The 19,812-nt window shown below is 66.0% G+C and carries 25 protein-coding genes; 9 read left to right on the forward strand and 16 right to left on the reverse strand.

Annotated elements, in window-relative coordinates; translation table 11 throughout:
* Window positions 1-111: 111 nt before the first annotated feature.
* The 9 genes from leuB to AC1DZY_RS09070 form a co-directional block, all read right to left on the reverse strand.
* A complete protein-coding gene (leuB, locus tag AC1DZY_RS09030; RefSeq protein WP_476819772.1) occupies window positions 112-1,221 on the reverse strand; it encodes a 3-isopropylmalate dehydrogenase in 1,110 nt (369 codons plus the stop codon).
* A 260-nt stretch (window positions 1,222-1,481) separates the two neighbouring features.
* Entirely contained in the window at window positions 1,482-3,071 is a 1,590-nt protein-coding gene (locus AC1DZY_RS09035) for an ABC transporter substrate-binding protein (protein ID WP_476819773.1), read from the reverse strand.
* A 269-nt stretch (window positions 3,072-3,340) separates the two neighbouring features.
* Entirely contained in the window at window positions 3,341-4,909 is a 1,569-nt protein-coding gene (locus AC1DZY_RS09040) for a GMC family oxidoreductase (RefSeq protein WP_476819774.1), read from the reverse strand.
* Between the two features lie 28 nt (window positions 4,910-4,937).
* Window positions 4,938-5,498, reverse strand: coding sequence for a Twin-arginine translocation pathway signal (locus AC1DZY_RS09045; RefSeq protein ID WP_476819775.1), 561 nt, complete (start codon window positions 5,496-5,498; stop codon window positions 4,938-4,940).
* A gap of 56 nt (window positions 5,499-5,554) precedes the next feature.
* Window positions 5,555-5,950: a VOC family protein gene (locus AC1DZY_RS09050; RefSeq protein WP_476819776.1), complete on the reverse strand. Its 396-nt coding sequence runs from the start codon at window positions 5,948-5,950 to the stop codon at window positions 5,555-5,557.
* Window positions 5,951-5,963: 13 nt separating this feature from the next.
* Window positions 5,964-6,398, reverse strand: coding sequence for a c-type cytochrome (locus tag AC1DZY_RS09055; RefSeq protein WP_476819777.1), 435 nt, complete (start codon window positions 6,396-6,398; stop codon window positions 5,964-5,966).
* Window positions 6,399-6,520: 122 nt separating this feature from the next.
* Window positions 6,521-6,850 carry a ribbon-helix-helix domain-containing protein gene (locus AC1DZY_RS09060; RefSeq protein WP_476819778.1) on the reverse strand — a complete coding sequence of 110 codons (330 nt, stop codon included), beginning with the start codon at window positions 6,848-6,850 and terminating at the stop codon, window positions 6,521-6,523.
* A gap of 133 nt (window positions 6,851-6,983) precedes the next feature.
* Entirely contained in the window at window positions 6,984-7,373 is a 390-nt protein-coding gene (locus AC1DZY_RS09065; protein ID WP_476819779.1) for a RidA family protein, read from the reverse strand.
* Between the two features lie 167 nt (window positions 7,374-7,540).
* Window positions 7,541-8,722 (reverse strand): lytic murein transglycosylase, encoded by a 1,182-nt coding sequence (locus AC1DZY_RS09070; RefSeq protein ID WP_476819780.1) that lies wholly within the window; start codon window positions 8,720-8,722, stop codon window positions 7,541-7,543.
* A gap of 180 nt (window positions 8,723-8,902) precedes the next feature.
* Here AC1DZY_RS09070 and AC1DZY_RS09075 point away from each other — a divergent pair, with 180 nt between their 5' ends.
* The 3 genes from AC1DZY_RS09075 (at window position 8,903) to AC1DZY_RS09085 (ending at window position 9,603) form a co-directional block, all read left to right on the forward strand.
* The gene (locus AC1DZY_RS09075) at window positions 8,903-9,085 is read left to right on the forward strand and encodes a hypothetical protein (protein WP_476819781.1); all 183 of its coding nucleotides are present in this window, start codon (window positions 8,903-8,905) and stop codon (window positions 9,083-9,085) included.
* Between the two features lie 24 nt (window positions 9,086-9,109).
* Window positions 9,110-9,331, forward strand: coding sequence for a hypothetical protein (locus AC1DZY_RS09080; RefSeq protein WP_476819782.1), 222 nt, complete (start codon window positions 9,110-9,112; stop codon window positions 9,329-9,331).
* A 134-nt stretch (window positions 9,332-9,465) separates the two neighbouring features.
* A complete protein-coding gene (locus tag AC1DZY_RS09085; RefSeq protein WP_476819783.1) occupies window positions 9,466-9,603 on the forward strand; it encodes a hypothetical protein in 138 nt (45 codons plus the stop codon).
* 178 nt (window positions 9,604-9,781) lie between these two features.
* Here AC1DZY_RS09085 and AC1DZY_RS09090 read toward each other — a convergent pair whose 3' ends face one another.
* From AC1DZY_RS09090 to AC1DZY_RS09100, 3 genes are all read right to left on the reverse strand, one after another.
* On the reverse strand, window positions 9,782-9,994 hold the full coding sequence (locus tag AC1DZY_RS09090) for a hypothetical protein (protein WP_476819784.1): 213 nt from the start codon (window positions 9,992-9,994) through the stop codon (window positions 9,782-9,784).
* A 60-nt stretch (window positions 9,995-10,054) separates the two neighbouring features.
* On the reverse strand, window positions 10,055-10,867 hold the full coding sequence (locus AC1DZY_RS09095) for a transglutaminase-like domain-containing protein (protein ID WP_476819785.1): 813 nt from the start codon (window positions 10,865-10,867) through the stop codon (window positions 10,055-10,057).
* A gap of 92 nt (window positions 10,868-10,959) precedes the next feature.
* On the reverse strand, window positions 10,960-11,907 hold the full coding sequence (locus AC1DZY_RS09100) for a hypothetical protein (protein ID WP_476819786.1): 948 nt from the start codon (window positions 11,905-11,907) through the stop codon (window positions 10,960-10,962).
* Between the two features lie 163 nt (window positions 11,908-12,070).
* Here AC1DZY_RS09100 and AC1DZY_RS09105 point away from each other — a divergent pair, with 163 nt between their 5' ends.
* The 3 genes from AC1DZY_RS09105 (at window position 12,071) to AC1DZY_RS09115 (ending at window position 14,269) form a co-directional block, all read left to right on the forward strand.
* A complete protein-coding gene (locus AC1DZY_RS09105; RefSeq protein WP_476819787.1) occupies window positions 12,071-13,273 on the forward strand; it encodes a pyridoxal phosphate-dependent aminotransferase in 1,203 nt (400 codons plus the stop codon).
* A 104-nt stretch (window positions 13,274-13,377) separates the two neighbouring features.
* Complete coding sequence (locus AC1DZY_RS09110) at window positions 13,378-13,800, forward strand: rhodanese-like domain-containing protein (RefSeq protein ID WP_476819788.1); 423 nt, start codon at window positions 13,378-13,380, stop codon at window positions 13,798-13,800.
* A 115-nt stretch (window positions 13,801-13,915) separates the two neighbouring features.
* Entirely contained in the window at window positions 13,916-14,269 is a 354-nt protein-coding gene (locus tag AC1DZY_RS09115) for a hypothetical protein (protein WP_476819789.1), read from the forward strand.
* A 66-nt stretch (window positions 14,270-14,335) separates the two neighbouring features.
* Here the strand turns inward: AC1DZY_RS09115 and AC1DZY_RS09120 are convergent, their stop codons facing one another.
* The 3 genes from AC1DZY_RS09120 to AC1DZY_RS09130 form a co-directional block, all read right to left on the reverse strand.
* Window positions 14,336-15,097 carry a class I SAM-dependent methyltransferase gene (locus tag AC1DZY_RS09120; RefSeq protein ID WP_476819790.1) on the reverse strand — a complete coding sequence of 254 codons (762 nt, stop codon included), beginning with the start codon at window positions 15,095-15,097 and terminating at the stop codon, window positions 14,336-14,338.
* Window positions 15,098-15,101: 4 nt separating this feature from the next.
* On the reverse strand, window positions 15,102-15,458 hold the full coding sequence (locus AC1DZY_RS09125; RefSeq protein ID WP_476819791.1) for a DMT family protein: 357 nt from the start codon (window positions 15,456-15,458) through the stop codon (window positions 15,102-15,104).
* A 76-nt stretch (window positions 15,459-15,534) separates the two neighbouring features.
* A complete protein-coding gene (locus AC1DZY_RS09130) occupies window positions 15,535-15,810 on the reverse strand; it encodes a SemiSWEET family sugar transporter (protein WP_476819792.1) in 276 nt (91 codons plus the stop codon).
* Window positions 15,811-15,916: 106 nt separating this feature from the next.
* Here AC1DZY_RS09130 and AC1DZY_RS09135 point away from each other — a divergent pair, with 106 nt between their 5' ends.
* Entirely contained in the window at window positions 15,917-16,411 is a 495-nt protein-coding gene (locus tag AC1DZY_RS09135) for a YaiI/YqxD family protein (RefSeq protein WP_476819793.1), read from the forward strand.
* Window positions 16,412-16,562: 151 nt separating this feature from the next.
* Here the strand turns inward: AC1DZY_RS09135 and AC1DZY_RS09140 are convergent, their stop codons facing one another.
* Window positions 16,563-17,375: a crotonase/enoyl-CoA hydratase family protein gene (locus tag AC1DZY_RS09140; protein ID WP_476819794.1), complete on the reverse strand. Its 813-nt coding sequence runs from the start codon at window positions 17,373-17,375 to the stop codon at window positions 16,563-16,565.
* 144 nt (window positions 17,376-17,519) lie between these two features.
* Between AC1DZY_RS09140 and AC1DZY_RS09145 the strand changes: the two genes are divergently transcribed.
* Window positions 17,520-18,494 carry a Bug family tripartite tricarboxylate transporter substrate binding protein gene (locus tag AC1DZY_RS09145; RefSeq protein WP_476819795.1) on the forward strand — a complete coding sequence of 325 codons (975 nt, stop codon included), beginning with the start codon at window positions 17,520-17,522 and terminating at the stop codon, window positions 18,492-18,494.
* Between the two features lie 100 nt (window positions 18,495-18,594).
* Window positions 18,595-19,728 (forward strand): PQQ-dependent sugar dehydrogenase, encoded by a 1,134-nt coding sequence (locus tag AC1DZY_RS09150; protein ID WP_476819796.1) that lies wholly within the window; start codon window positions 18,595-18,597, stop codon window positions 19,726-19,728.
* Window positions 19,729-19,812 lie beyond the last annotated feature (84 nt).

A 19,812-nucleotide genomic window follows, 5' to 3' on the forward strand; every position in this document is an offset into this window, starting at 1 on the left:
GGACGGACATGCTCCGTTTCAGAAGCATCAACTCTAGCGCATGCCCGCGCGTCACGCGCAAATCACGAGGGGGAGAGGAATCCCTTCTACCCTTGCAGGAGAACGGCAGAATCAGCCTCGCGCCTCCAGCGCCTTGACGATCGCCGCGCCCATCTCGCTGGTGGACACCGCGTTGGCGCCAGGCGCTGCGATGTCCTTGGTGCGCGTGCCCGAGCCCAGCACATCGGCGATCGCGCCTTCGAGCCGGTCGGCGGCTTCGATCGCACCGAACGAATAGCGCAGCGCCATCGCAAACGAGCCGATCATCGCGATCGGGTTCGCCAGCCCCTTGCCGGCGATGTCGGGGGCCGAGCCGTGGACCGGCTCGTAGAGCGCCTTGCGCTTGCCCGTCGCCTTGTCCTCGGCGCCAAGCGAGGCCGAGGGCAGCATGCCCAGCGACCCGGTCAGCATCGCCGCGACGTCCGAGAGGATATCGCCGAACAGATTGTCGGTGACGATGACGTCGTATTGCTTGGGCCAGCGCACCAGCTGCATGGCGCAGTTGTCGGCCAGCACATGCTCCAGCTCGACATCCCTGTAGTCCCTGGCGTGCTGGGCCGTGACGGTCTGTTTCCAGAGCACGCCGGTCTTCATGACATTGTGCTTCTCGGCGGAGGAGACCTTGTTGCGGCGCGTGCGCGCGAGCTCGAAGGCGACAGCGCAGATGCGCTCGATCTCAGGCGTCGTATAGACCTGCGTATCGACGCCGCGCCTGGAACCATCCTCCAGCGTGACGATCTCCTTGGGCTCGCCGAAATAGACGCCGCCGGTGAGTTCGCGCACGATCAGGATGTCGAGGCCCTCGACGACCTCGGGCTTGAGCGACGAGGCCGAGGCCAGCGCCGGATAGCAGATCGCGGGGCGCAGGTTTGCGAACAGGCCGAGATCCTTGCGCAGGCGCAGCAGCCCAGCCTCGGGGCGGTGCTGGTAGGGCACATCGGCCCATTTCGGCCCGCCGACTGCGCCAAACAGCACGGCGTCGGCGTCCTGCGCCAGCTTCATATCGCCTTCCGAGATCGCCTGCTTGTGCGCGTCGTAGGCGCAGCCGCCGACGAGCCCCTTCTCGATCTCGAAGGAGGCGAGGCCCTGCTTGCCGAACCAGGAGACGATGGTCTCGACCTGGCCCATCACCTCGGGGCCGATGCCGTCGCCGGGGAGCAGCAGGAGCTTGTGGGTCGCCATGGTCGTCGCCTCGCGCGTCGTGTTCGTGGTGGTTGCGCGGGTGATTACGGGGATGGCGGGCAGCGCGCAAGCGTTTGCCGAAGCGGCCGGGCCGCAACCACTGCCGTCGTGGTCGCCCTTGTGGCGACCATCCACGTCTTGCGACGCTACCGGCGCACAAGCCGAGGGGCATTGCGCGCCCGAGCGGCGTCAAGGCGTGGATGGTCGGGACAAGCCCGATCATGACGGAGGCGGTTCGGAACCCCGATCGCAGGCTTGCGTCAGACCTTCTTCTCCATGTTCCAGAAGAACTGCACCGGCGAGAGCACCATGCCGGTCAGGCTCTTGCGGAAGGCCATCGGCTGCTGCACCAGTCCGGCAGGCACGTAAGGCACGAAATCGAAGGCGCGCCGCTCCAGCGAGGCCGCGATCTCCTTCTGCTTGGCGACATCCGGTTCGGCGATCCACTGGTCGCGCAAGCCCTCCATCTGCCCATCGTCGGGCCAGCCGAACCAGGCCGCGCCGCCATTGGCGCGCATCAGCGGATGCAGCGCCGGGTTCAGCGTATCGGCGCAGGACCAGAGCGTATGGAAGGCCGACCAGCCGCCAGCTTCGGGCAAACCGCGATTGGCGCGCCGGCCGATGAAGCTCGCCCAGTCGGTCGCAACCAGTTCGGCGTTCATGCCGAGCTTCTTGAACAGGTCTTCGGTGACGAGGCATTGCTGATAGGCGATCGGCTGGTCGGCCGGCGCCAGCAGGACAATCTTCTCGCCCTTGTAGCCGGCCTCCTTGAGCATCGCCCTGGCCTTGTCGAGATTGGCCTGCATCGCCTCCGCGCCGCCCGCGCCGGTCGACATCGGCGAGCCCGGCGTCAGGAAGGTCTTGGCCTCCTTGTAGTAGGCCTTGTCGCCGACGACGGCTTCCATGTAATCGGTCTGGTTGACCGCCATCATCACCGCCCGGCGGATCGCCGGGTTGTTGAACGGCGGCTGCATCTGGTTGAAGCGCAGCAGCAGGAACAGGCCCAGCGGCACGTTTTCGATGGCGACGTCCTTGTTGGCCTTGAGCACGGGCAGGAGATCGACCGGCGGCTGCTCGTACCAGTCGACCTCGCCCTGCATCAGCGCGCCCACGGCGGCCGAAGCCTCGGTCAGCGCGACCCATTCGATGCGATCGATCTTGGCGACCTTGCCGCCCGCCGCCCAGGACGGCGCCTCCTCGCGCGGCTTGTACTTGCCGAAGCGCTCATAGATCGCGTTCTGACCCGGCACCCACTGCTTGTCCATGAAACGCCAGGGACCGGAGCCGACCGCCTCGGTGATGTTCTTCAGATGGTCGGTCATCGCCACGCGCTCGGGCATGATGAAGGGCACGTTGGACGACAGTTTGCCGAGCGCCGCCGTCATCATCGGAAAGGGCTTCTTGAGCCTGATCGCAAAGCTGCGCTGGTCGATCACCTCATAGGCCTCGACGAAGGTCGCGAAGGTCTGGCCGAAGGCGTCGCGCTTCGACCAGCGCGTGATCGAGGCGATGCAATCCTGCGCACGCACCGGCTCGTCGTCATGGAAGGTCAGCCCGTCGCGCAGGCGAAAACTCCACTTCAGGCCATCAGCGCTCGTCTCCCACGCCTCGACCATCTGAGGCTTGATCTGGAACTGCGCGTCGGTCGCAAACAGCGTGTCATATATCAGATAGCCGTGATTGCGGATGACATAGCTCGTCGCCGTAATCGGGTCGAGCGAAGGCAGCGGCGTCGAGGGAATAAAGCGCAAAGTCGCCGCGCGCGACTGCGCCATCGGCTTTCCCTGCATGAAACCGGACGCGGCGAGTGCGGCGGCTCCCGTCAAAACATGGCGGCGGGTGATCGGCATGGCATGTTCTCCTGCTGTCGTGACGATGCGTGAACCTGGCCTGATCAAGCAAGAGATATACCACGTCGAGGCGGCTTGCAAAGTCGCCGCCGGATTCGCCGGATGTCACTTCGCCATCTTTGTGGCGATCAACGCCGGCGCGTCATTCGCCGCGCCGCAGCGCGCTCACGCAAGCGCGCGGGCACGAAAAAGCCCGGCCTGTGAAGGCCGGGCAGGTCGATCCCGCAGCAATGACCGGGAGGGTTTGTCCCTGCGGAATTCCGAAGGGCTCAGACCGTCTTCTGCGCCATCTGCTTCTCAATGTAGTCGGCCTGGCGCAGGGCCAGCGCCACGATGGTCAGGGTCGGGTTTTCGGCGGCGCCGGTGGTGAACTGGCTGCCGTCGGAGACGAACAGGTTTTTCACGTCGTGGCTCTGGCCCCATTTGTTGACGACGCCGTCGCGCGGCTTCTCCGACATGCGGTTGGTGCCGAGGTTGTGCGTCGAGGGATAGGGCGTCGTCGGGAAGGTCCGCGTCGCTCCTACGGCGTCATACATCGCCGAGCCGCGCTTATAAGCATGGGCGCGCATCGCGATGTCGTTGGGGTGGTCGTCGAAATTGACGTTCGCGACCGCCATGCCGCCCTTGTCCTTCTTGTCGGAGAGCGTGATGCGGTTTGTCTCCTGCGGCATGTCCTCGCCGACGATCCACAGGCCGGCCATGCGTTCGTAGGAATCGAGCGCCGTGGTGAACTCGCGCCCCCAGGCGCCGGGGTCTAGGAAGGCGGCCATGAAGGGCAGGCCGAGCGATAGCGTCTCGAGTTCGTAGCCGCCGACAAAGCCGCGCTTGGGGTCGTGATGCGCCTCGTCCTGCATGATGCCGGCCATGGTGGTGCCGCGCCACATCTTCACCGGCTTGTCGAAGACGCCATAGACCGAGCCGGTCATGTGGCGCATGTAGTTGCGGCCGACCTGCCCCGAGGAGTTGCCGAGCCCGTTCTTGAACTGGCTGGACTCCGAGTTCAGCAGCAGGCGTGGGCTCTCGATCGAATTGCCCGCGACCGCGACGATGCGAGCCTTCTGGCGCTGCTGCACGCCCTTTGCATCGAGATAGACAACGCCGGTGACCTTGCCCGAGGCGTCATGCTCGATGCGCTGGACGAAGGATTCCGGCCTGACCTCGAGCTTGCCGGTGGCCTCGCCCTTGGGGATTTCGGCGACGAGGGTCGACCATTTCGCGCCGGACTTGCAGCCCTGGAAGCAGAAGCCGATCTGCTGGCAGGAGCCGCGCCCGTCGCGCGGCTGCGAGTTGATCGCCATCCGGCCGGTATGGACCTCCTTGTAGCCGACAGCCTTGGCGCCCTTCTCGAAGACCTTGAAGTTGTTGCTGCCCGGCAGTCCGGGGATGCCGTTTGTGCGGGTCACGCCCATGCGGTCCTCGGCCTTGGCGTACCATGGCTCCATCTCGGCGAGATCGACCGGCCAGTCGTGCAGATTGGCGCCCTTGACCTCGCCATAGGTGGTTCGGGCCTTGAACTCGTGCTTCTGGAAGCGAAGCGATGCGCCTGCCCAGTGCGTCGTCGAGCCGCCGACCGCCTTGACGATCCAGGCCGGCAGGTTGGCGAAGTCCTTCGACACGCGCCAGGAGCCCGACGTCGTGCGCATGTCGGTCCAAGCGAGCTGGGTGAAGGATTCCCACTCGTTGTTGACGAAATCCTCGGTCTCGTAGCGCTTGCCCGCTTCGAGACAGACGACCTTGATACCCTTGAGCGCGAGTTCGGTGGCGAGCGTGCCCCCGCCCGCGCCAGAACCGACGACCACGACGACGCTGTCGTCGGTCAGATCGAATTTGGCAGCCATCGCTGTATCCTCCTGATTTTTATGATTGTCAGAGCCAGGCGATGTCGCCGAAGCCGCGCTCGATGTAGCCGCCCTTGGAGGCGCTCTCGCCCTCGTAGCCGAACGCCGGCCAGACCTCGGGCTGGTTGTAGAGCGAGACCACGAGCCCTGAGCGCACGCCCTGGAAGAACTTGCCCTTCTGGATGGCGCGCAGCAGGTTCACGCGCTGGCTCTCCCAGCCGACCTGGGCATAGGCGAGTTTGTGCTGCTTTGCGGCCAGACGATCGATTTCCGCGACGTTCTTCTCGACGTCGGCCTTGAAGGCCGCATCCTTGGCCGATTTCTCGTCGTAGGACTTCATCGCGACGGCGTAGAAGCGGTCGGCCAGCGTGTCGTGCGGATAGATGTCGCGCGCTATCTTGATCAGCGTCAGCATCGTCTCGGGCTTCAGCGCTTTGACCTCGAGCCCCCAGGCTTCGCCGGAGTGAATCAGCGCCTCGCCGGAAATCACGATCGCGGCGGCAGCAGAGGTTCCGGCCAGGAATTGCCGCCGGTCGAGCGCCGGTTTCGGCCCGGCCGCGCGGCCGGCTTCGGTGTCGTGCAGTGCCATGGTTTCCTCCAGTTTTGCTCCGGCGCGTTGCTCCGCTGCGCCGGCATTCGTGACGCTCAGCGGTAGCGGCCGTGTTTCTGAAGAACCTCGATCTTGTAGCCGTCGGGATCTTGGACGAAGAAGAAGCGGGCGAGCAGCGCGCCGTCGCGCTGGAAATCCTTGACCGGATTGGGGTTGAGGCCGGCCGCCGCGAAGCGGGCATGCTCTGCAGCGATATCATCGACCGCAAAGGCGACATGGCCGTAGCCGTCGCCGAGCTGATAAGGCTCCGTGCGATCGTGGTTGACCGTCAGCTCGACCTCGAAATCGATCTCCGGGCTGCGCAGATAGACCAGCGTGAAGCCGGTGAAGTCGAAGCGGTCGGCGACAGTCAGGCCGAATGCGGTCTCGTAGAACGCGACGGAGCGGGCCTCGTCGAGCACCCGGATCATCATATGGATGGCTTTGGCCAAGGCGGACGGCCTCCTATTTCGGCTCTGACAGGGTTTTCAGATAGGCGATGACGAGCTTGCGCCGGTCGGGATCACGCTGGCGGTAGGCCATGATCGTGCCTGGTCGTGCGGCCTGCGCGTCTTCGATCCAGCGGTCGAGCGTGGCCTCGTCCCAGACGAAGCCGGAACTCTTCAGCGGCTCGGAATATTTGAAGCCCTCGCGCAGGCCCACGGGCTTGCCGACGATGTCGTAGAGGTTGGGGCCCTGACGGTTGGCCGCGCCCTTCTCGGCGGTGTGGCAGGTGCCGCAGGCAGAGACGAAGAGCTGCCTCGCCCTGGCGATGTCGACATCCTGCGCAGTGGCCGTTCCGGCTCCGAGCGCAAGTCCCAGGATCAGGGTGGCTACCGCATAGGGCGCAAGATTGACGATCGGACGATCGACGCGCGTCGCGCGGACGGCTGGAGACACAGGCAATGCACTCGACCTCGCTCTTGCAGGTCGGGTCAGCCTAGGTGCACTCGCGACGGAGCGGGTAGTATAGGATTACTACAAACTAAAAGTTGATCGGCGTTCCACGCACGGCAGCAGCCTCATTCGGCCGCGCGGTGGAAGGCGACGACGGCCTCGCGCCGCAGACGCTCGCCGTCATCCTCCTGCCCCCGCACATCCGACAGATAGGTGAGGCAGGCGCAGCGCAGGAGCGAGGTGAAGTTCATCGCCTCGCCGTTGAATTCCAATACCTCGTCATGGAGCTTGCTCAGGAAACGCCCGAGCGTGACGTTCTGCAAAAGCGCGATCTCTTCGAGGATGTCCCAGAACGCGGCTTCCAGCCGGATCGAGGTGGCATGACCGCCGAGGCGGATCGAGCGGGTCTGGTAGGCGTAGCGTTCGGCCGTCTGGGCCGAGAAGATACGGCACATGGTCGCCTCCCTAAGGCTGTTTCTTGTTTGCTTGGGAGGCAGGATGACCGCGACGGACGGGGCTGTAAACCAGCCGATCAGCCAATGGCGGATTGCCGCATCCGCACGACCGCCGGGACGGGCTGCGATCGTCTCAGACCGCCAGTCGTCGCGCCGTGACCTCGATCTCGACCTTCATCTCGGGCTTGAGCAGCCCCGTCACGACATAGATGGCCGCCGCCGGGCGGATGTCGCCGAAGACCTCGCCGCAGACGGAGAGCACCGGCTCGCAATAGCTCCGGTCGGTGACGAAATACTGCGCCCGCAGCACCTGCGACATCGCGGAGCCCGCTTCGGCCAGCACGGCATCGAGCGTGCGGAAGATGTTGCGCGCCTGATCGGCTGCGTCCTCCGGCAGCGTCATGGTGACGTAGTCGTAGCCGGTCGTGCCGGAGACGAAGACGAGATCGCCATCGATGACGGCGCGCGAATAGCCGAAGGCGGTCTCGAAAGGCGATCCGGTGGAGATCAGGCGGCGGGTCATCAAGGCTCCGTCATGCTCGGGCTCGAGATCAGGAACAGCCCTCATCCTGAGGAGCAGCCGGAGGCTGCGTCTCGAAGGATGATCCCGGAGTCTCCAGAAGCATCTGGACAATCCTTCGAGACGCCGCTTCGCGGCTCCTCAGGATGAGGGCTCACTATATCAACAACCTAAACCCGCCCGCTTTTCAGCGCGCGCAGCACCTTTTCGCCGGGCCGCCCGGTCTGCGGCATGCCGACCTTGGCCTCGATCTCCTTGATCGCTGCTCGTGTCAGCGCGCCGACCGCGCCGTCGGGTTCGCCGACATTGTAGCCGCGCGCGGTCAGCAGGCGCTGCAGTTCGCGGCGCTGCTCGCGCGACAAAGGCAGATCGTCGGTCGGCCACTCGCCCTGCACGCCCGGCCGACCGCGAATGCGATCGGACAAAAGCGAGATCGCCAGCGCATAGGAATCCGCGCCGTTGTAGCTATAGGCCGCGTCATAGTTCTTGAAGACAAGGAAGGCCGGGCCGTTGCGCCCCGCCGGCATCAGCAGCCCCGCATTGCCCGAACCAGAGAGCGGAGACCCGTCGAACTTGACGATGCCGCGCGCAGCCCAGCTCGACACCGCCTGCTTGGGATTGCGCCCGGTCGCGCCGGAATAGCCATCGGGCACGCGGACCTCGTAGCCCCAGGGCGCGCCAGTGATCCAGCCGGCCTTGGCCATGAAATTCGCCGTCGAATGCAGCGCGTCGGGAATCGAATCGACGAGATCGCGGCGGCCGTCGCCATCGCCGTCGACGGCGAGCCTGAGATAGGTCGAGGGAATGAACTGGGTGTGCCCGAACGCGCCAGCCCATGAGCCGAACAGCCGGTCGGCGGAGACGTCGCCGCGCTGGATGATCTGCAGCGTCGCGATCAGTTCACCCCTGAAGAAGGCGTTGCGGCGCGGCGCCAGGCATGCGCCGGTCGAGAGCGCCTGCACGAGCGGCATCTTGCCCCGCGCCTTGCCGAAATCGCTCTCGACGCCCCACACAGCCAGGATCGTGTGGCGGTCGACGCCGAAGCGGGCCTCAGCTGCGGCCAGCGTCGAGGCGTGCTGGCGCAGCATGGCGCGGCCTTCCGCCACCTTCTCGTCATCGACCAGCGTGCCGAGATAGTCCCAGATCGGCGTCTTGAACTCCGGCTGGTTGTTCATCGCCTCGATCACCTTCATGTCGGGCTGAACGCCCGCCATGGCGCGGTCGAAGGTGGCAGCCGAGACGCCCCGGCCCGTGGCCTCGGAGCGCAGGCCGGCGAGACAGGACTGGAAATCCGCCTGCGCGCCTGTGGCGGCGAGGAGAACGAGTGGCAGTGCCAGTGTCAGAGCGCGCATGGGTCCACCGAATCGCAAAGCTGCAGCGAAACTAGGGCGAAGGCGGTTAACGGAGGTTAACCATGCCGGGACCGGGGCGCCAGTGTTGGTCTTTATGGGTCGCTTATGCCCCCCGGCATCTTCCACATCGCAACTTTACCGCCCCCGACCCCACATCAGCGGCGTCGATGGAGGTCGATGATGAACACGCAGTCCCACTACAACTTTACCAGCCAGCAGCGCCGCGCGCGGGCCGTCTACGACGCGCTGCGGACCACACGCCCGGGCGCATGCCTGCTCGCGACCGAGCTTTGCGTTCTGGCGCTGGCGACTCTCGGTGTCGCCGGCATCCTCGGCCTGCGCGCCTGGTTCGCGCTGAATTGAGCGATGCGCGCGATGATTGGCTCCATGTCCGCTCGGCAAATGCACGCCAGCGCCAGCCATCTCTTTCTGGTTGGGCGCTCCGCCGCCGGTTTCTGGGTCGCCCGCGATCTCGATGGCCAGTCGGAGGGCATCTTTCGCGAGCGCAAGGACGCCGTGCGCTTTGCCTTGTCGGAAGGCGGCCATGCCAACGCGGTGATGCTTTCGCCCAACGCGGTCGAACCGAGCTTCGGCCGGGGATTGCGCTGAACCGAAATCACCGGTTCATGCGCGAAGAAACCGCGTGCCCTGCCCGCGCCGCTGTCCTAGGCTGACGGCCTGCTTCGACAGGAGGCGGCGCGGCGTCCTGCCGGGCCCGGCCGTGGCAGTCGAAGGAGGCGGTCATGGCAAAAGGCGAACAGCGCAGCAATCGCGAAGCCAAGAAGCCCAAGAAGGAAAAGCCGAAGACGAATGCGGCGGCTCCCTCGACCTTCTCGGCCGTCGTCGCCAAGGCGGCGGCAAGCGGGCCGAAGAAGAAGTGATCCGCTTCAAGACGATCGACCCGGCCGAGCCGCAAAAGCCGACGGCAAAGCCAGCTGCGCCAGTCGCCGTGGCGCCTGAAGCGACTGTCGCCGACGAGCCAGCAGCGGCAAAAGGCAAGGGCCTGACCCGCAAGACGCCGCTGCGGGCAAAGAAACCTGCTTCAGGTCTTTTCCGCGACTAGCCGCCTGCCGTCTCGCTCACCGAAGCCTTGTCGAGGATGATGACGGTCTCTTCGAGACCTTCCTTCACCACGAGGTGGAAGTCCTTGCGGAAGGCGATGATCGTGTCGGGCGGCTCGCCCTTGAACGAATAGACCACGCTGACCTGATCGGGATTGACGTAGATCGGCTTGCCGTCACTTGGCGACGTGAACTTGCAGAGTTTCGGCATTGGCTTCTCGGTCCAGATTTCGATTGCGTCGTCCTGCCCGACGACACGGGCCTGCGAGCCCTACCCCTCCACCACCTCGTCGGTCCAGACCCTGAAGCCCGTCAGCGTGTTCGGGCCGAAGGTGGTGGCGATGGCGACGTCGGCGGCGTCGCGGCCGCGCGCGATCAGCACCCGCCCGATGCGCGGCACGTTGTTGCGCGGATCGAACATCTGCCAGCCGCCATTGCAATAGGCCTCGAAGGAGGCCGCGAAATCGCCCGGCGGATAGGGCGGCGGCGTACCGACATCGCCGAGATAGCAGGTGCAGTAGCGCGCCGGGATGTTCATCGCCCGGCAGAACGCGATCGCCAGATGCGCATAGTCGCGGCAGACGCCCCTGCCCTCGCGATAGGCGTCCGACGCCGTGCGCGTCACGCTGGCGTCGTTATAGTTGAAGGCGATGCGCTGGTTGACGAAGTCGCAGATCGCCTGGACGCGGACCGCGCCAGGCACGGTATGCCCGAACAATTGCCAGGCGAGATCGAGCAGGCGGTCCGAGTCGCAGAAGCGGCTGGCGAGCAGGAAGACGAGGCACTCCTCGGGCAGGTTCTCGACCGGCACCTGACCTGCGCTCCGGTCGAAGGCTTCAGGCAAACCACTGTCGGAAATCACGGCGTCGGCGGTGATCCGCATATGGCCCTGCGGTGCGAGCAGGCGCGAGCACCAGTTGCCGAAGCCGTCGCGATAGGCGCTGACCGGCACGGACGGGCTGATCCGCATGTGATCGGGCGCGGCAAGGTCCGAAACCCGGCTGAAATGCACGTTCAGCATCAGGATGATGGGCGTGGGTTGCGGAAAGTCGTAGTCGAGTTCGTAGCCGATCCTGAGTTTCACGAAATGCTTTCCGCGCGGCAAAATGCGCTGGTGATGAGTGGCCCCTCAGCCGAGAACGTCACTATGCACGTTTCCGGCCAGCCCGGCGTGTCTTATGGCGGCGTCACCGGCCGACCCGGCTGGTTGCGGATCTGGTCGGCCCATTGGAAGAGCTTGCGGCGCTGCTCGGCCTGGGTCGCGGCATCGGGCATGCGCGACGGAGCCGCCGGCGTCTCGAACCATGCCGGGAGGCGCGGGCAGAGCGACGTCATATCATAGACGCTGTCGGCCGGCAGCGGCGCCCGAACCTTGGGCGCCAGGCCGTCATAGGCCTTTCGCGTGCTCCAGGCGGCTTCGGTATAGCCGATCACCTCGGTGACTGCACCCGCATCGGCGTCATCGGGGCGCAGCGTCGGGTCCGACAGCGTAATCTCGACCTCGGCGATGCCATAGAGCCCGGTCGGGAAGCTCGTCCGGCCGGTATCGTAGCTCAATCCTCCGCCACGCCCGGAGCCGCCGCCGAACAGCGCCGGACCCGGCATGCCGACAGCGCGCTGGTCGAGCGCGTAGACGAAGGTCTCGGCGCGCCGCACCAGCGGTTTCTCGACGCGATCGGGATAAGCCTTTCGGAAGGACTCAGACAGTTGCCATCTAGGCGTCGGCCGCGGCGGCACCGTGGTCTGCGAGAGCAGCACCGCCCTGTTGGCGCGCATCACCGCATGCATCGCCATCATCCGGCCGATCATGTTGGGGCCTGCCACGGCCATATAGCCGTCGATGCGCCGCTTCAGCAGAGCCTGCAGGCAGGACGCGGGCGAACTCGCATCGCCGCAACCGCCGCCGCCGCTCTCGCCCTCGCGCTCGATCCGCGCGACCAGATTGCGAAATCCCGGGACGTCGAGCGAACCCATGGCGCAGATGTCGGTCTGCGCCGGCTGGACCGATTTCGCGGTGACGAAACGATACCAGCCGGCCCGGCCGAGCCCGTAGAGGAAGCACAGGCCGATGACGCCCGCGACACAGAGCTGGAACCAGTGCTTGCGGACCCACGCCTCCGACATTCCCGCCGCGCTCCAATCTACTCCATGGCCAGACCAAGGCCTTCAAATTCGCTTCGCTTCTGGCAATGATCAAGCACTCTTGCTTGCGATGCCGCCACATGAGTCCTAAACCACGCGCGCGCCAGCTTTGAGCGCACCCTGCCGTTTCCCGGAGATCAGCCCCATGGCCTTCCTTGCCGACGCCCTGAAGCGCGTGAAGCCGTCTGCGACCATCACCATCACGCAGAAGGCGCGCGACCTGAAAGCGCAGGGCAAGGACGTGATTTCGCTCTCGGTCGGCGAGCCCGATTTCGATACGCCGGACAATATCAAGGAAGCGGCCATCGCCGCCATTCGCCGCGGCGAAACCAAGTATACGCCGGTTCCCGGCATCCCGCAGCTTCGCGAGGCCATTACCCGCAAGCTCAAGCGCGAGAACGGCCTCGACTACAAGCCGAGCCAGACCATCGTCGGCACCGGCGGCAAGCACGTCATCTACAACGCGATGCTCGCCACCCTGAACCCCGGCGACGAGGTGATCTGCGTTGCACCCTATTGGGTCAGCTACCCCGAGATGGTGGCGCTCTGCGGCGGCACGCCGACCTTCTGCGAGGCCACGATCGAGCACAACTTCAAGCTCCAGCCGGCCGATCTGGAGGCCGCGATCACGCCGAAGACCAAGTGGCTGATCCTGAACTCGCCCTCCAACCCGTCGGGCGCCGCCTACACCCATGCCGAGATGAAGGCGCTGACCGACGTCCTGATGCGCCATCCCCATGTCTGGATCCTGACCGACGACATGTACGAGCACCTCGTCTATGGCGACTTCAAATTCGTCACCCCCGCTCAGGTCGAGCCCGGCCTCTATGAGCGCACGCTGACCATGAACGGCGTCTCGAAGTCCTATGCGATGACCGGCTGGCGCATCGGCTATGCGGCCGGCCCGCAACACCTGATCAATGCGATGGACCTGGTGCAGGGCCAGCAGACCTCGGGCACCTCGGCGATCTCGCAATGGGCTGCCGTCGAGGCGCTCGACGGCACGCAGGAGCACATCCCTGTGTTCCGCAAGGCGTTCGAGCGCCGGCGCGACCTCGTCGTCTCCATGCTGAACCAGACGCGCGGCCTGAAATGCCCGACGCCGGAAGGCGCCTTCTACGTCTATCCCGACTGCTCCGGGCTGATCGGCAAGAAGCTGCCGAACGGCAAGGTGATCGAGACCGACGAGGATCTGGTCATGGGCCTGCTGGAGAACGAGGCGGTCGCCGCCGTGCACGGCACCGCCTTCGGGCTCGGCCCCAACTTCCGCATCTCCTACGCAACCTCGGACGACAAGCTGGAAGAGGCCTGCCGCCGCATCCAGCGTTTCTGCGCCGAACTGCGCTGAGAGCACGATTCGGATTGAACAGCCCTCATCCTGAGGAGCGCTCCGCAGGAGCGCGTCTCGAAGGATGCTCCAGCGTCCACGGGAAGCCCCTTCGAGGCGGCCGCTTGCGCGGCCTCGAAGGGGTGGCGGCCGCGATGTGTCTGGGCGTGGTTGTCCTGTTGGGTGCGGCCCACGCCTCTCCCGCACAAGCACAGTCGCAACTTTCCGCGCGCGAAAGCTACGATAGCGCGCGCGCCGGCAAGCTCCTCCTCATCGACATCCGCACGCCCGAGGAATGGGCCGATACCGGCGTGCCGCAAGGCGCGCTGCGCCTCGACGCAGAGAGCGCCGGCTTCGAGGTCAGGCTCGCTGGCATCCGCCTCGACAATCCAGCCAGGCGCATCGCCCTGATCGACAGGACGGGCGGCCTTTCGACGTCAGTGCAGCAGAAACTTGCCGGCCGGGGCTGGCGCAATCTCGTCGTGGTGCGCGGCGGCATGCTCGGTCCGGGCGGCTGGCAGGCCGAGAAGCTTCCACTCGCAAAATAGCACCGGAGCGGCCTGCGGCAGCGCCTGTTCCGCCGGGAACAGCGCCAATGCCGGCTGCTCTCTAGGGTCAGGTCATCGGCGAAACGGTTCGCCGCCAACCTTTCTGGAGAGCGCCATGTTCCGCAAGACCGTCATCACCGCCCTGACCATCGCCATCGTCACTGGGGCCACCTTCACCGCCCCCACCGCCGCCTCCGCCAAGGACGGCCGCAACGCCGCCGCGATCATCGGTGCGCTGGCCGGCATCTCGAGCGTCCTGCTGGCCATGCCGCATGACGGCGGCCCGAGGCACGGCTATCGCCCCGGTCGCGGCTATCGCGATCATGGCTTTGGCGGCCACCAGCGCCCCGACCGCTTCGATGGCGCGAGGATTGGCGGCGGCAAGCATCGCGACCACGGCTTCCAGCATGAGCGCCGCCAGCGCACCCGCATCGGCGAGGCGGCCTGCTTCCCGGCCAACATGTGCTGAACTGCCGGCCGCGAGCGATGACAGGGGACCCCGGCCATCGCGCCGGGGTTCTTTGCGGCGTGCCGGTCAGACGATCTCCGCCAGCCGCGTGTCCTGCGACAGCACGAGACACCAGTGCGGCTCGAAATCGGCCCCTAGCGGCCAGATCTGGGCCTTGAAGATCTCGAGCAGCCGCGCCTGATAGCGCTCGAACCACGAGCGCTGGCAGAGCACGAACTTGGTCGCACCGACGATGGTTTCCCGATCGATGACGCAGAGCGGCACGATTCCCGGATTGGCTTCGAGGTATTCCTGCACCGCCACCATCAGCGTCGGATAACCGGGGTGCAGCATGTCGTCGAGCACGATCATTCCGCCGTCGCCGAGGCAGGCCGTCGCCAGCACGAGGTCCTTGGCCAGAGCCCGCCGCGAATGCTCGCCATCGACATGGATCAGGCGGAACCGCGCCCCACCGGCATGGCCCATGAGGTCTGAAGGCGTCATCGCGCCGCTGTCGCCCTTCACGGTGACGCGGCGCTCGGGGCCGATGCCATGCTTCAGGCAGTTCGCCTCGAAACGATCCTTCACCTGCTCGTTGGGCCAAGAGAAGATGTCGACGCCGAGCGCGACCTCGCCGGGTTCGAGCGCATGCGCGAGCGCGATGAAGAAGCGGCCCTCGAACGCACCGATCTCGGCGATGGGGCCTGACACCGCCTCTTCCGTCTGCAGCCTGAGCAGCCTTGCGCAGATCGCCGCTGCAAAGCGCGAGGACATGCCGACGACGCTGTCATAGCCCTCCGCAAGATAGGCAGCGACCGCGGGGTGGCCAGGCGAGGGAATGTTCGTCACGCGTTCACGCCTTCGCCTGGAAAATGAAGAACGCGCCCGCCGCAATCAGCGCGAAACCGACGGCATGCTGCCATGTCAGCGATTCCTTCAACCAGAACACCGAGAACAGCGCAAAGACGGTGAGAGTGATCACCTCCTGCATCGTCTTGAGTTCGGCGGCGGAATAGACCGCCGAGCCGATGCGGTTGGCCGGCACCGCCAGCATGTATTCCGGCAGCGCGATCATCCAGCTCGCCAGGATCGCCAGCCAGATCGCAGTGCTCTTGTAGCTGAGATGGCCATACCAGGCGAAGGTCATGAAGATATTGGAGCCGATCAGCATGAGGATCGGCATCAGATGCGCGGACGAAAGAGCGGGCATGAAGGAGATGGTTCCGTGGCTGGAGACGCTGGGTAACTCTGGCACGACGTGGCGGTTCCCGACAGGGAGCCCGGGGTCAGCCATGGCGCAGTTTCATGGCGAGGATGACCAGCACGAGACACAGCGAGATCGCATTGGCTGTGATCAGCGGCCACGACATCAAAAGCACGCCATAGACCAGCCAGAGCACGATGCCGGCGGCGAAAATGCCTTGGGTCCAGAGCGAGATCCCGCTGGTGTCGCGGGTGCGGATCGTCTGCAGCGCCTGCGGCACCCAGCACAGCGTGGTGAGCACGGCCGCCGCGAAGCCGAGCATTTCGATGGCGGCAGGCGACATGGACACGGGCGACATGAGCGGCAGTCCGGGAATCAGCAATTCGGGCGAGGTTGCGATGACATCGCCACGGTCATGGCGCAATCACCCTTCGCGAGCCTGACAGGCCTGCTATAGCGGGCACATGACAACGACACCCGAAATCTCAGCCCCGAAGCCAATCGCGATCTACATCGACGCCGACGCCTGCCCGGTGAAGCCGGAGATCTACAAGGTCGCCGAGCGGCATCGCCTGAAGGTCTTCGTCGTCGCCAACAGCTTCATCAACGTGCCGCGCGAGGCCTGGATCGAGCGGGTGATCGTCTCGGACGGTTTCGACGCCGCCGACAACTGGATCGCGGAGCGCGTCTCGCGCGGCGCGATCGTGGTGACCTCCGACATCCCGCTCGCCGACCGCTGCATCAAGGCCGGCGCCGACGTCATCGGTTCGACCGGAAAACCCTTTACCGAAGCCTCGATCGGCATGGCGCTGGCGACACGCGACATGATGGAGGATCTGCGCGCCATGGGCACGGCCGGCGGCGGACCAAAACCGTTCTCGGCAAGGGATCGCTCGGCCTTCCTGCAGGCGCTCGACGTGGCGATTCAGAGGCTGAAGCGGGCAGGGTTTGGAGCGTAAGGCTCCCGGACACTCAACTGCGTGCCGTCATTCCGGACAAGCCGCGAAGCGGCGCCGATCCGGAATCCATCGTCAAGTGGTGCGCCATACGATGGATTCCGGGTCTCCGCTGCGCTGCGCCCGGAATGACGGAGAGGGTGAAATACTCCCCTCAAATACTCGAAAAATCCCCGCCTCTGCCCTTACCCGATGCGAACCGCTCCGCCCCGGCCGCACCCTCGGTCGCAATCGTCTCAACGCCGCCGTCCCATTCGCGCGCCAGCGCCTCGCGCACGCTGAGCCCGTGGCCAGCGATGGCGCTGCGCCGATCGGCCAGCATCGCGCCTTGCGGAAAACGCGCGATCTCCTGAGCCATCGCCTCCGCCGCGGCGCGCGCCTCTCCTGATGGCACGACCTGTTCGCAGAGCCCGATCCACAGCGCCTCCTCGGCCGGCACCTTGCGGCCAGTCATGATGATCTCGAGCGCCCGCCCCTGCCCCACGAGGCGCGGCAGCCTGACCGTGCCGCCATCGATCAGCGGAATGCCCCAGCGCCTGCAATAGACCCCGAAATAGGCGTCCTGCGCCATCACGCGGACATCGCACCAGAGCGCGAGCTCCATGCCGCCGGCAACCGCCGGCCCCTCGACGGCGGCGATCAGCGGCTTTGACATCTCGAGCCGCGACGGACCCATCGGCCCGCGCGGCACCGGCCCGTCGCCATCGGGAAACGCCAGCCCCTCGACGATCTCGGCCCGGAAGCGCTGCGGCTCCGTAAAAGCCTGCGCGTATTTAAGGTCCCAGCCGGCGCAGAACGCCCCGCCCTCGCCCCAGAACACGATCGCCGCCACCGACGCGTCCGCGTCGAGCGCGATGAACGCCTCGGTCAGCGCCTCCGCGCTCTCCGGGTCCATCGCATTGCGCGCCTCGATGCGGCTGTGAATGACGGTCGCGACCTTGCCGTTGCGCTCGATGCGGATGGTCATGCGTCTGTCTCCCCATGGGTTTTTCTTGGCGACACGCTATCGCAGGTGGCGCGGGGCGCACCTGCCGCTGGACGCATGACGGCTTTGCCCCTAATTCTCCAGCGATAAAGCCCGTCGCCAAATCGGGTTCCCGGGAGGAAATTCATGTCGCTGACCCGCCGTTCCACGCTCGGCCTCGTCGCCGGAGCGGTTCTCGCTCCGTCCGTGCTGCGCGCGCAAAGCTTTCCGTCGAAGACGATCACGCTCGTGGTGCCCTACCCCGCCGGTGGTCCCACCGACGCAATCGCGCGCTTCGTCGCGCAGGACCTGTCGACCTCGATCGGTCACAATGTCGTCGTCGACAACCGCGCCGGCGCGTCCGGCGCAGTCGGCACGCGCGCCGTTGCGAAGGCCGATCCCGACGGCCACACCATCATCTTCGGCAACAACCAGACCCACGGGAACAACATGTTCCTGCTGAAAGAGCCGGGCTACGACGCGGTCAAGGATTTCGCTCCGCTTTGCGGCGTCGGCGCCTTCGAGCACGCCTTCGTCGTGCGCAACGATCTGCCGGCGAAGAATATCGCCGAGTTGGTGGCGCTGGCCAAAGCCGATCCGACCAAGCTGAACTACGGTTCGACCGGCGTCGGCTCCGGCTCGCATCTCGCCATGGAGCTGTTCATGCAGCGCACCGGCATCAAGATGACCCATGTGCCGTTCCGGGGCGCGGCTCCCCTGGTGCAGGAGATCATCGGCGGGCGCATCGACATCGCCAATTCGACGCTGCCGAGCGTGCTCGAACAGATCAATGGCGGCAGCCTGCGCGCGCTCGCGCTGGCGAGCCCCGAGCGCAATCCGCGCGCCAAGGATATCCCGACGCTGCGCGAGCAGGGCGTCACCAATGCCGACGCCGACAGCTGGGCCGCCTTCTTCGCCCCCGTCGCGACGCCCGCCCCGATCCTCGACATGCTGTCGAAGGCGGTGATGGCGTCGATCGCCAGGCCCGCCATCACCGAGTCGATCCTGAAGCTCGGCTTCACCCTGAAGGTCCGCGATCCCGCCAGCTTCAAGCCCTATCATCTTCAGGAGATCGCGACCTGGAAGGCGATCATCGAGGCCGCCGGCGTCAAGCCCGAGTAGCTGCCGCCATCGGTCACTTGCGCGCGACCAGCGGGCAACCCGTTGGTCGCGGCAGGCGTTGTCCCTATCTGAGTTGAAGACCTCGGACCGGGAGAGCGCGATGCATCGTTTCAGCAAGCCCATGGCGACGGGCGCTCTTGCCTGCGTTCTCGCCTTCGCAGCCCCCGTGTTCGCCCAGCAGCGTTTCCCCTCCAGCGCGGGCGAACTTCAGGTCGAGACCGTGGCGGGCGGGCTGGAGAACCCTTGGGGTCTCGCCTTCTTGCCCGATGGCCGCATGCTGGTGACCGAGCGGCCGGGGCGGCTGCGGATCGTGGCTACAGACGGTGCGCTGTCGCAGCCGATCTCGGGCGTGCCCAGTGTCGCCGCGCGCGGCCAGGGCGGCCTGCTCGATGTCGGGCTCGATCCGAAATTTGCCGAGAACAGGCTGGTCTATCTGTCGTTCTCCGAGCCCCGCGCGGGCGGCAACGGCACCAGCGTCGCGCGCGGCCGCCTGAACGAGCGCGGCACGGCGCTTGAGAACACGACCGTGATCTTCCAGCAGATGCCGGCGATCAACAGCACGATGCATTTCGGCTCGCGACTGGTGTTCGACAACACGGGCGCGCTCTTCGTCACGGTCGGAGACCGCTACAGCCAGCGCGACCAGGCCCAGAACCCTGCCAACCATATCGGCAAGGTCATCCGCGTCAGGCCGCAGGGCGGCGCACCGGCCGACAATCCCAAGAAGCCGGGCTGGGCTCCCGAAATCTGGTCAATCGGCCATCGCAACGTGCAGGGCGCGGCGCTCCACCCCGAGACCGGCCAGCTCTGGACCGCCGAGCATGGCGCGCGCGGCGGCGACGAGGTCAACACGCCCAAGGCCGGCCTGAACTATGGCTGGCCGGTGATCACCTATGGCGTCGACTATTCCGGCGCGAAGATCGGCGAGGGCACCACCAAACCCGGCATGGAGCAGCCTTTATTCTATTGGGACCCCTCGATCGCGCCCTCGGGCGCGGCGTTCTACACCGGCAGCATCTGGCCGGCCTGGAAGAACTCGCTCTTCGTCGGTGCGCTCGCCGGCCAGATGCTGATCCGGCTCTCGACCAGCGGCGAAACGGTGACCGGCGAGGAGCGACTCCTGACGACGCTGGGCGAGCGCATCCGCGATGTCCGCCAGGGGCCCGACGGATTTCTGTACCTGCTCGTCGACGACGCCAAGGGCAAGCTGCTCAGGGTGCGGCCGGCGCGGTGAAGCGCGACCCGGCTAACAGCGCTGGAGCCTTTTGATTTGACGCAAAACCGCGCCGTCATTCCGGGCGAAGCGAAGCGTAGACCC

The organism is Allobosea sp. P2_A10 (genome assembly GCF_056405115.1).

What these genes read in the sequence shown, in the direction of transcription:
- leuB (WP_476819772.1), bottom strand. Translation starts at nt 1,221, where the DNA reads ATGGCGACCCACAAGCTCCTGCTGCTCCCCGGCGACGGCATCGGCCCC.
- AC1DZY_RS09035 (WP_476819773.1), bottom strand. Translation starts at nt 3,071, where the DNA reads ATGCCGATCACCCGCCGCCATGTTTTGACGGGAGCCGCCGCACTCGCC.
- AC1DZY_RS09040 (WP_476819774.1), bottom strand. Translation starts at nt 4,909, where the DNA reads ATGGCTGCCAAATTCGATCTGACCGACGACAGCGTCGTCGTGGTCGTC.
- AC1DZY_RS09045 (WP_476819775.1), bottom strand. Translation starts at nt 5,498, where the DNA reads ATGGCACTGCACGACACCGAAGCCGGCCGCGCGGCCGGGCCGAAACCG.
- AC1DZY_RS09060 (WP_476819778.1), bottom strand. Translation starts at nt 6,850, where the DNA reads ATGTGCCGTATCTTCTCGGCCCAGACGGCCGAACGCTACGCCTACCAG.
- AC1DZY_RS09065 (WP_476819779.1), bottom strand. Translation starts at nt 7,373, where the DNA reads ATGACCCGCCGCCTGATCTCCACCGGATCGCCTTTCGAGACCGCCTTC.
- AC1DZY_RS09070 (WP_476819780.1), bottom strand. Translation starts at nt 8,722, where the DNA reads ATGCGCGCTCTGACACTGGCACTGCCACTCGTTCTCCTCGCCGCCACA.
- AC1DZY_RS09075 (WP_476819781.1), top strand. Translation starts at nt 8,903, where the DNA reads ATGAACACGCAGTCCCACTACAACTTTACCAGCCAGCAGCGCCGCGCG.
- AC1DZY_RS09080 (WP_476819782.1), top strand. Translation starts at nt 9,110, where the DNA reads ATGTCCGCTCGGCAAATGCACGCCAGCGCCAGCCATCTCTTTCTGGTT.
- AC1DZY_RS09085 (WP_476819783.1), top strand. Translation starts at nt 9,466, where the DNA reads ATGGCAAAAGGCGAACAGCGCAGCAATCGCGAAGCCAAGAAGCCCAAG.
- AC1DZY_RS09090 (WP_476819784.1), bottom strand. Translation starts at nt 9,994, where the DNA reads ATGCCGAAACTCTGCAAGTTCACGTCGCCAAGTGACGGCAAGCCGATC.
- AC1DZY_RS09100 (WP_476819786.1), bottom strand. Translation starts at nt 11,907, where the DNA reads ATGTCGGAGGCGTGGGTCCGCAAGCACTGGTTCCAGCTCTGTGTCGCG.
- AC1DZY_RS09105 (WP_476819787.1), top strand. Translation starts at nt 12,071, where the DNA reads ATGGCCTTCCTTGCCGACGCCCTGAAGCGCGTGAAGCCGTCTGCGACC.
- AC1DZY_RS09115 (WP_476819789.1), top strand. Translation starts at nt 13,916, where the DNA reads ATGTTCCGCAAGACCGTCATCACCGCCCTGACCATCGCCATCGTCACT.
- AC1DZY_RS09125 (WP_476819791.1), bottom strand. Translation starts at nt 15,458, where the DNA reads ATGCCCGCTCTTTCGTCCGCGCATCTGATGCCGATCCTCATGCTGATC.
- AC1DZY_RS09130 (WP_476819792.1), bottom strand. Translation starts at nt 15,810, where the DNA reads ATGTCGCCCGTGTCCATGTCGCCTGCCGCCATCGAAATGCTCGGCTTC.
- AC1DZY_RS09135 (WP_476819793.1), top strand. Translation starts at nt 15,917, where the DNA reads ATGACAACGACACCCGAAATCTCAGCCCCGAAGCCAATCGCGATCTAC.
- AC1DZY_RS09140 (WP_476819794.1), bottom strand. Translation starts at nt 17,375, where the DNA reads ATGACCATCCGCATCGAGCGCAACGGCAAGGTCGCGACCGTCATTCAC.
- AC1DZY_RS09145 (WP_476819795.1), top strand. Translation starts at nt 17,520, where the DNA reads ATGTCGCTGACCCGCCGTTCCACGCTCGGCCTCGTCGCCGGAGCGGTT.
- AC1DZY_RS09150 (WP_476819796.1), top strand. Translation starts at nt 18,595, where the DNA reads ATGCATCGTTTCAGCAAGCCCATGGCGACGGGCGCTCTTGCCTGCGTT.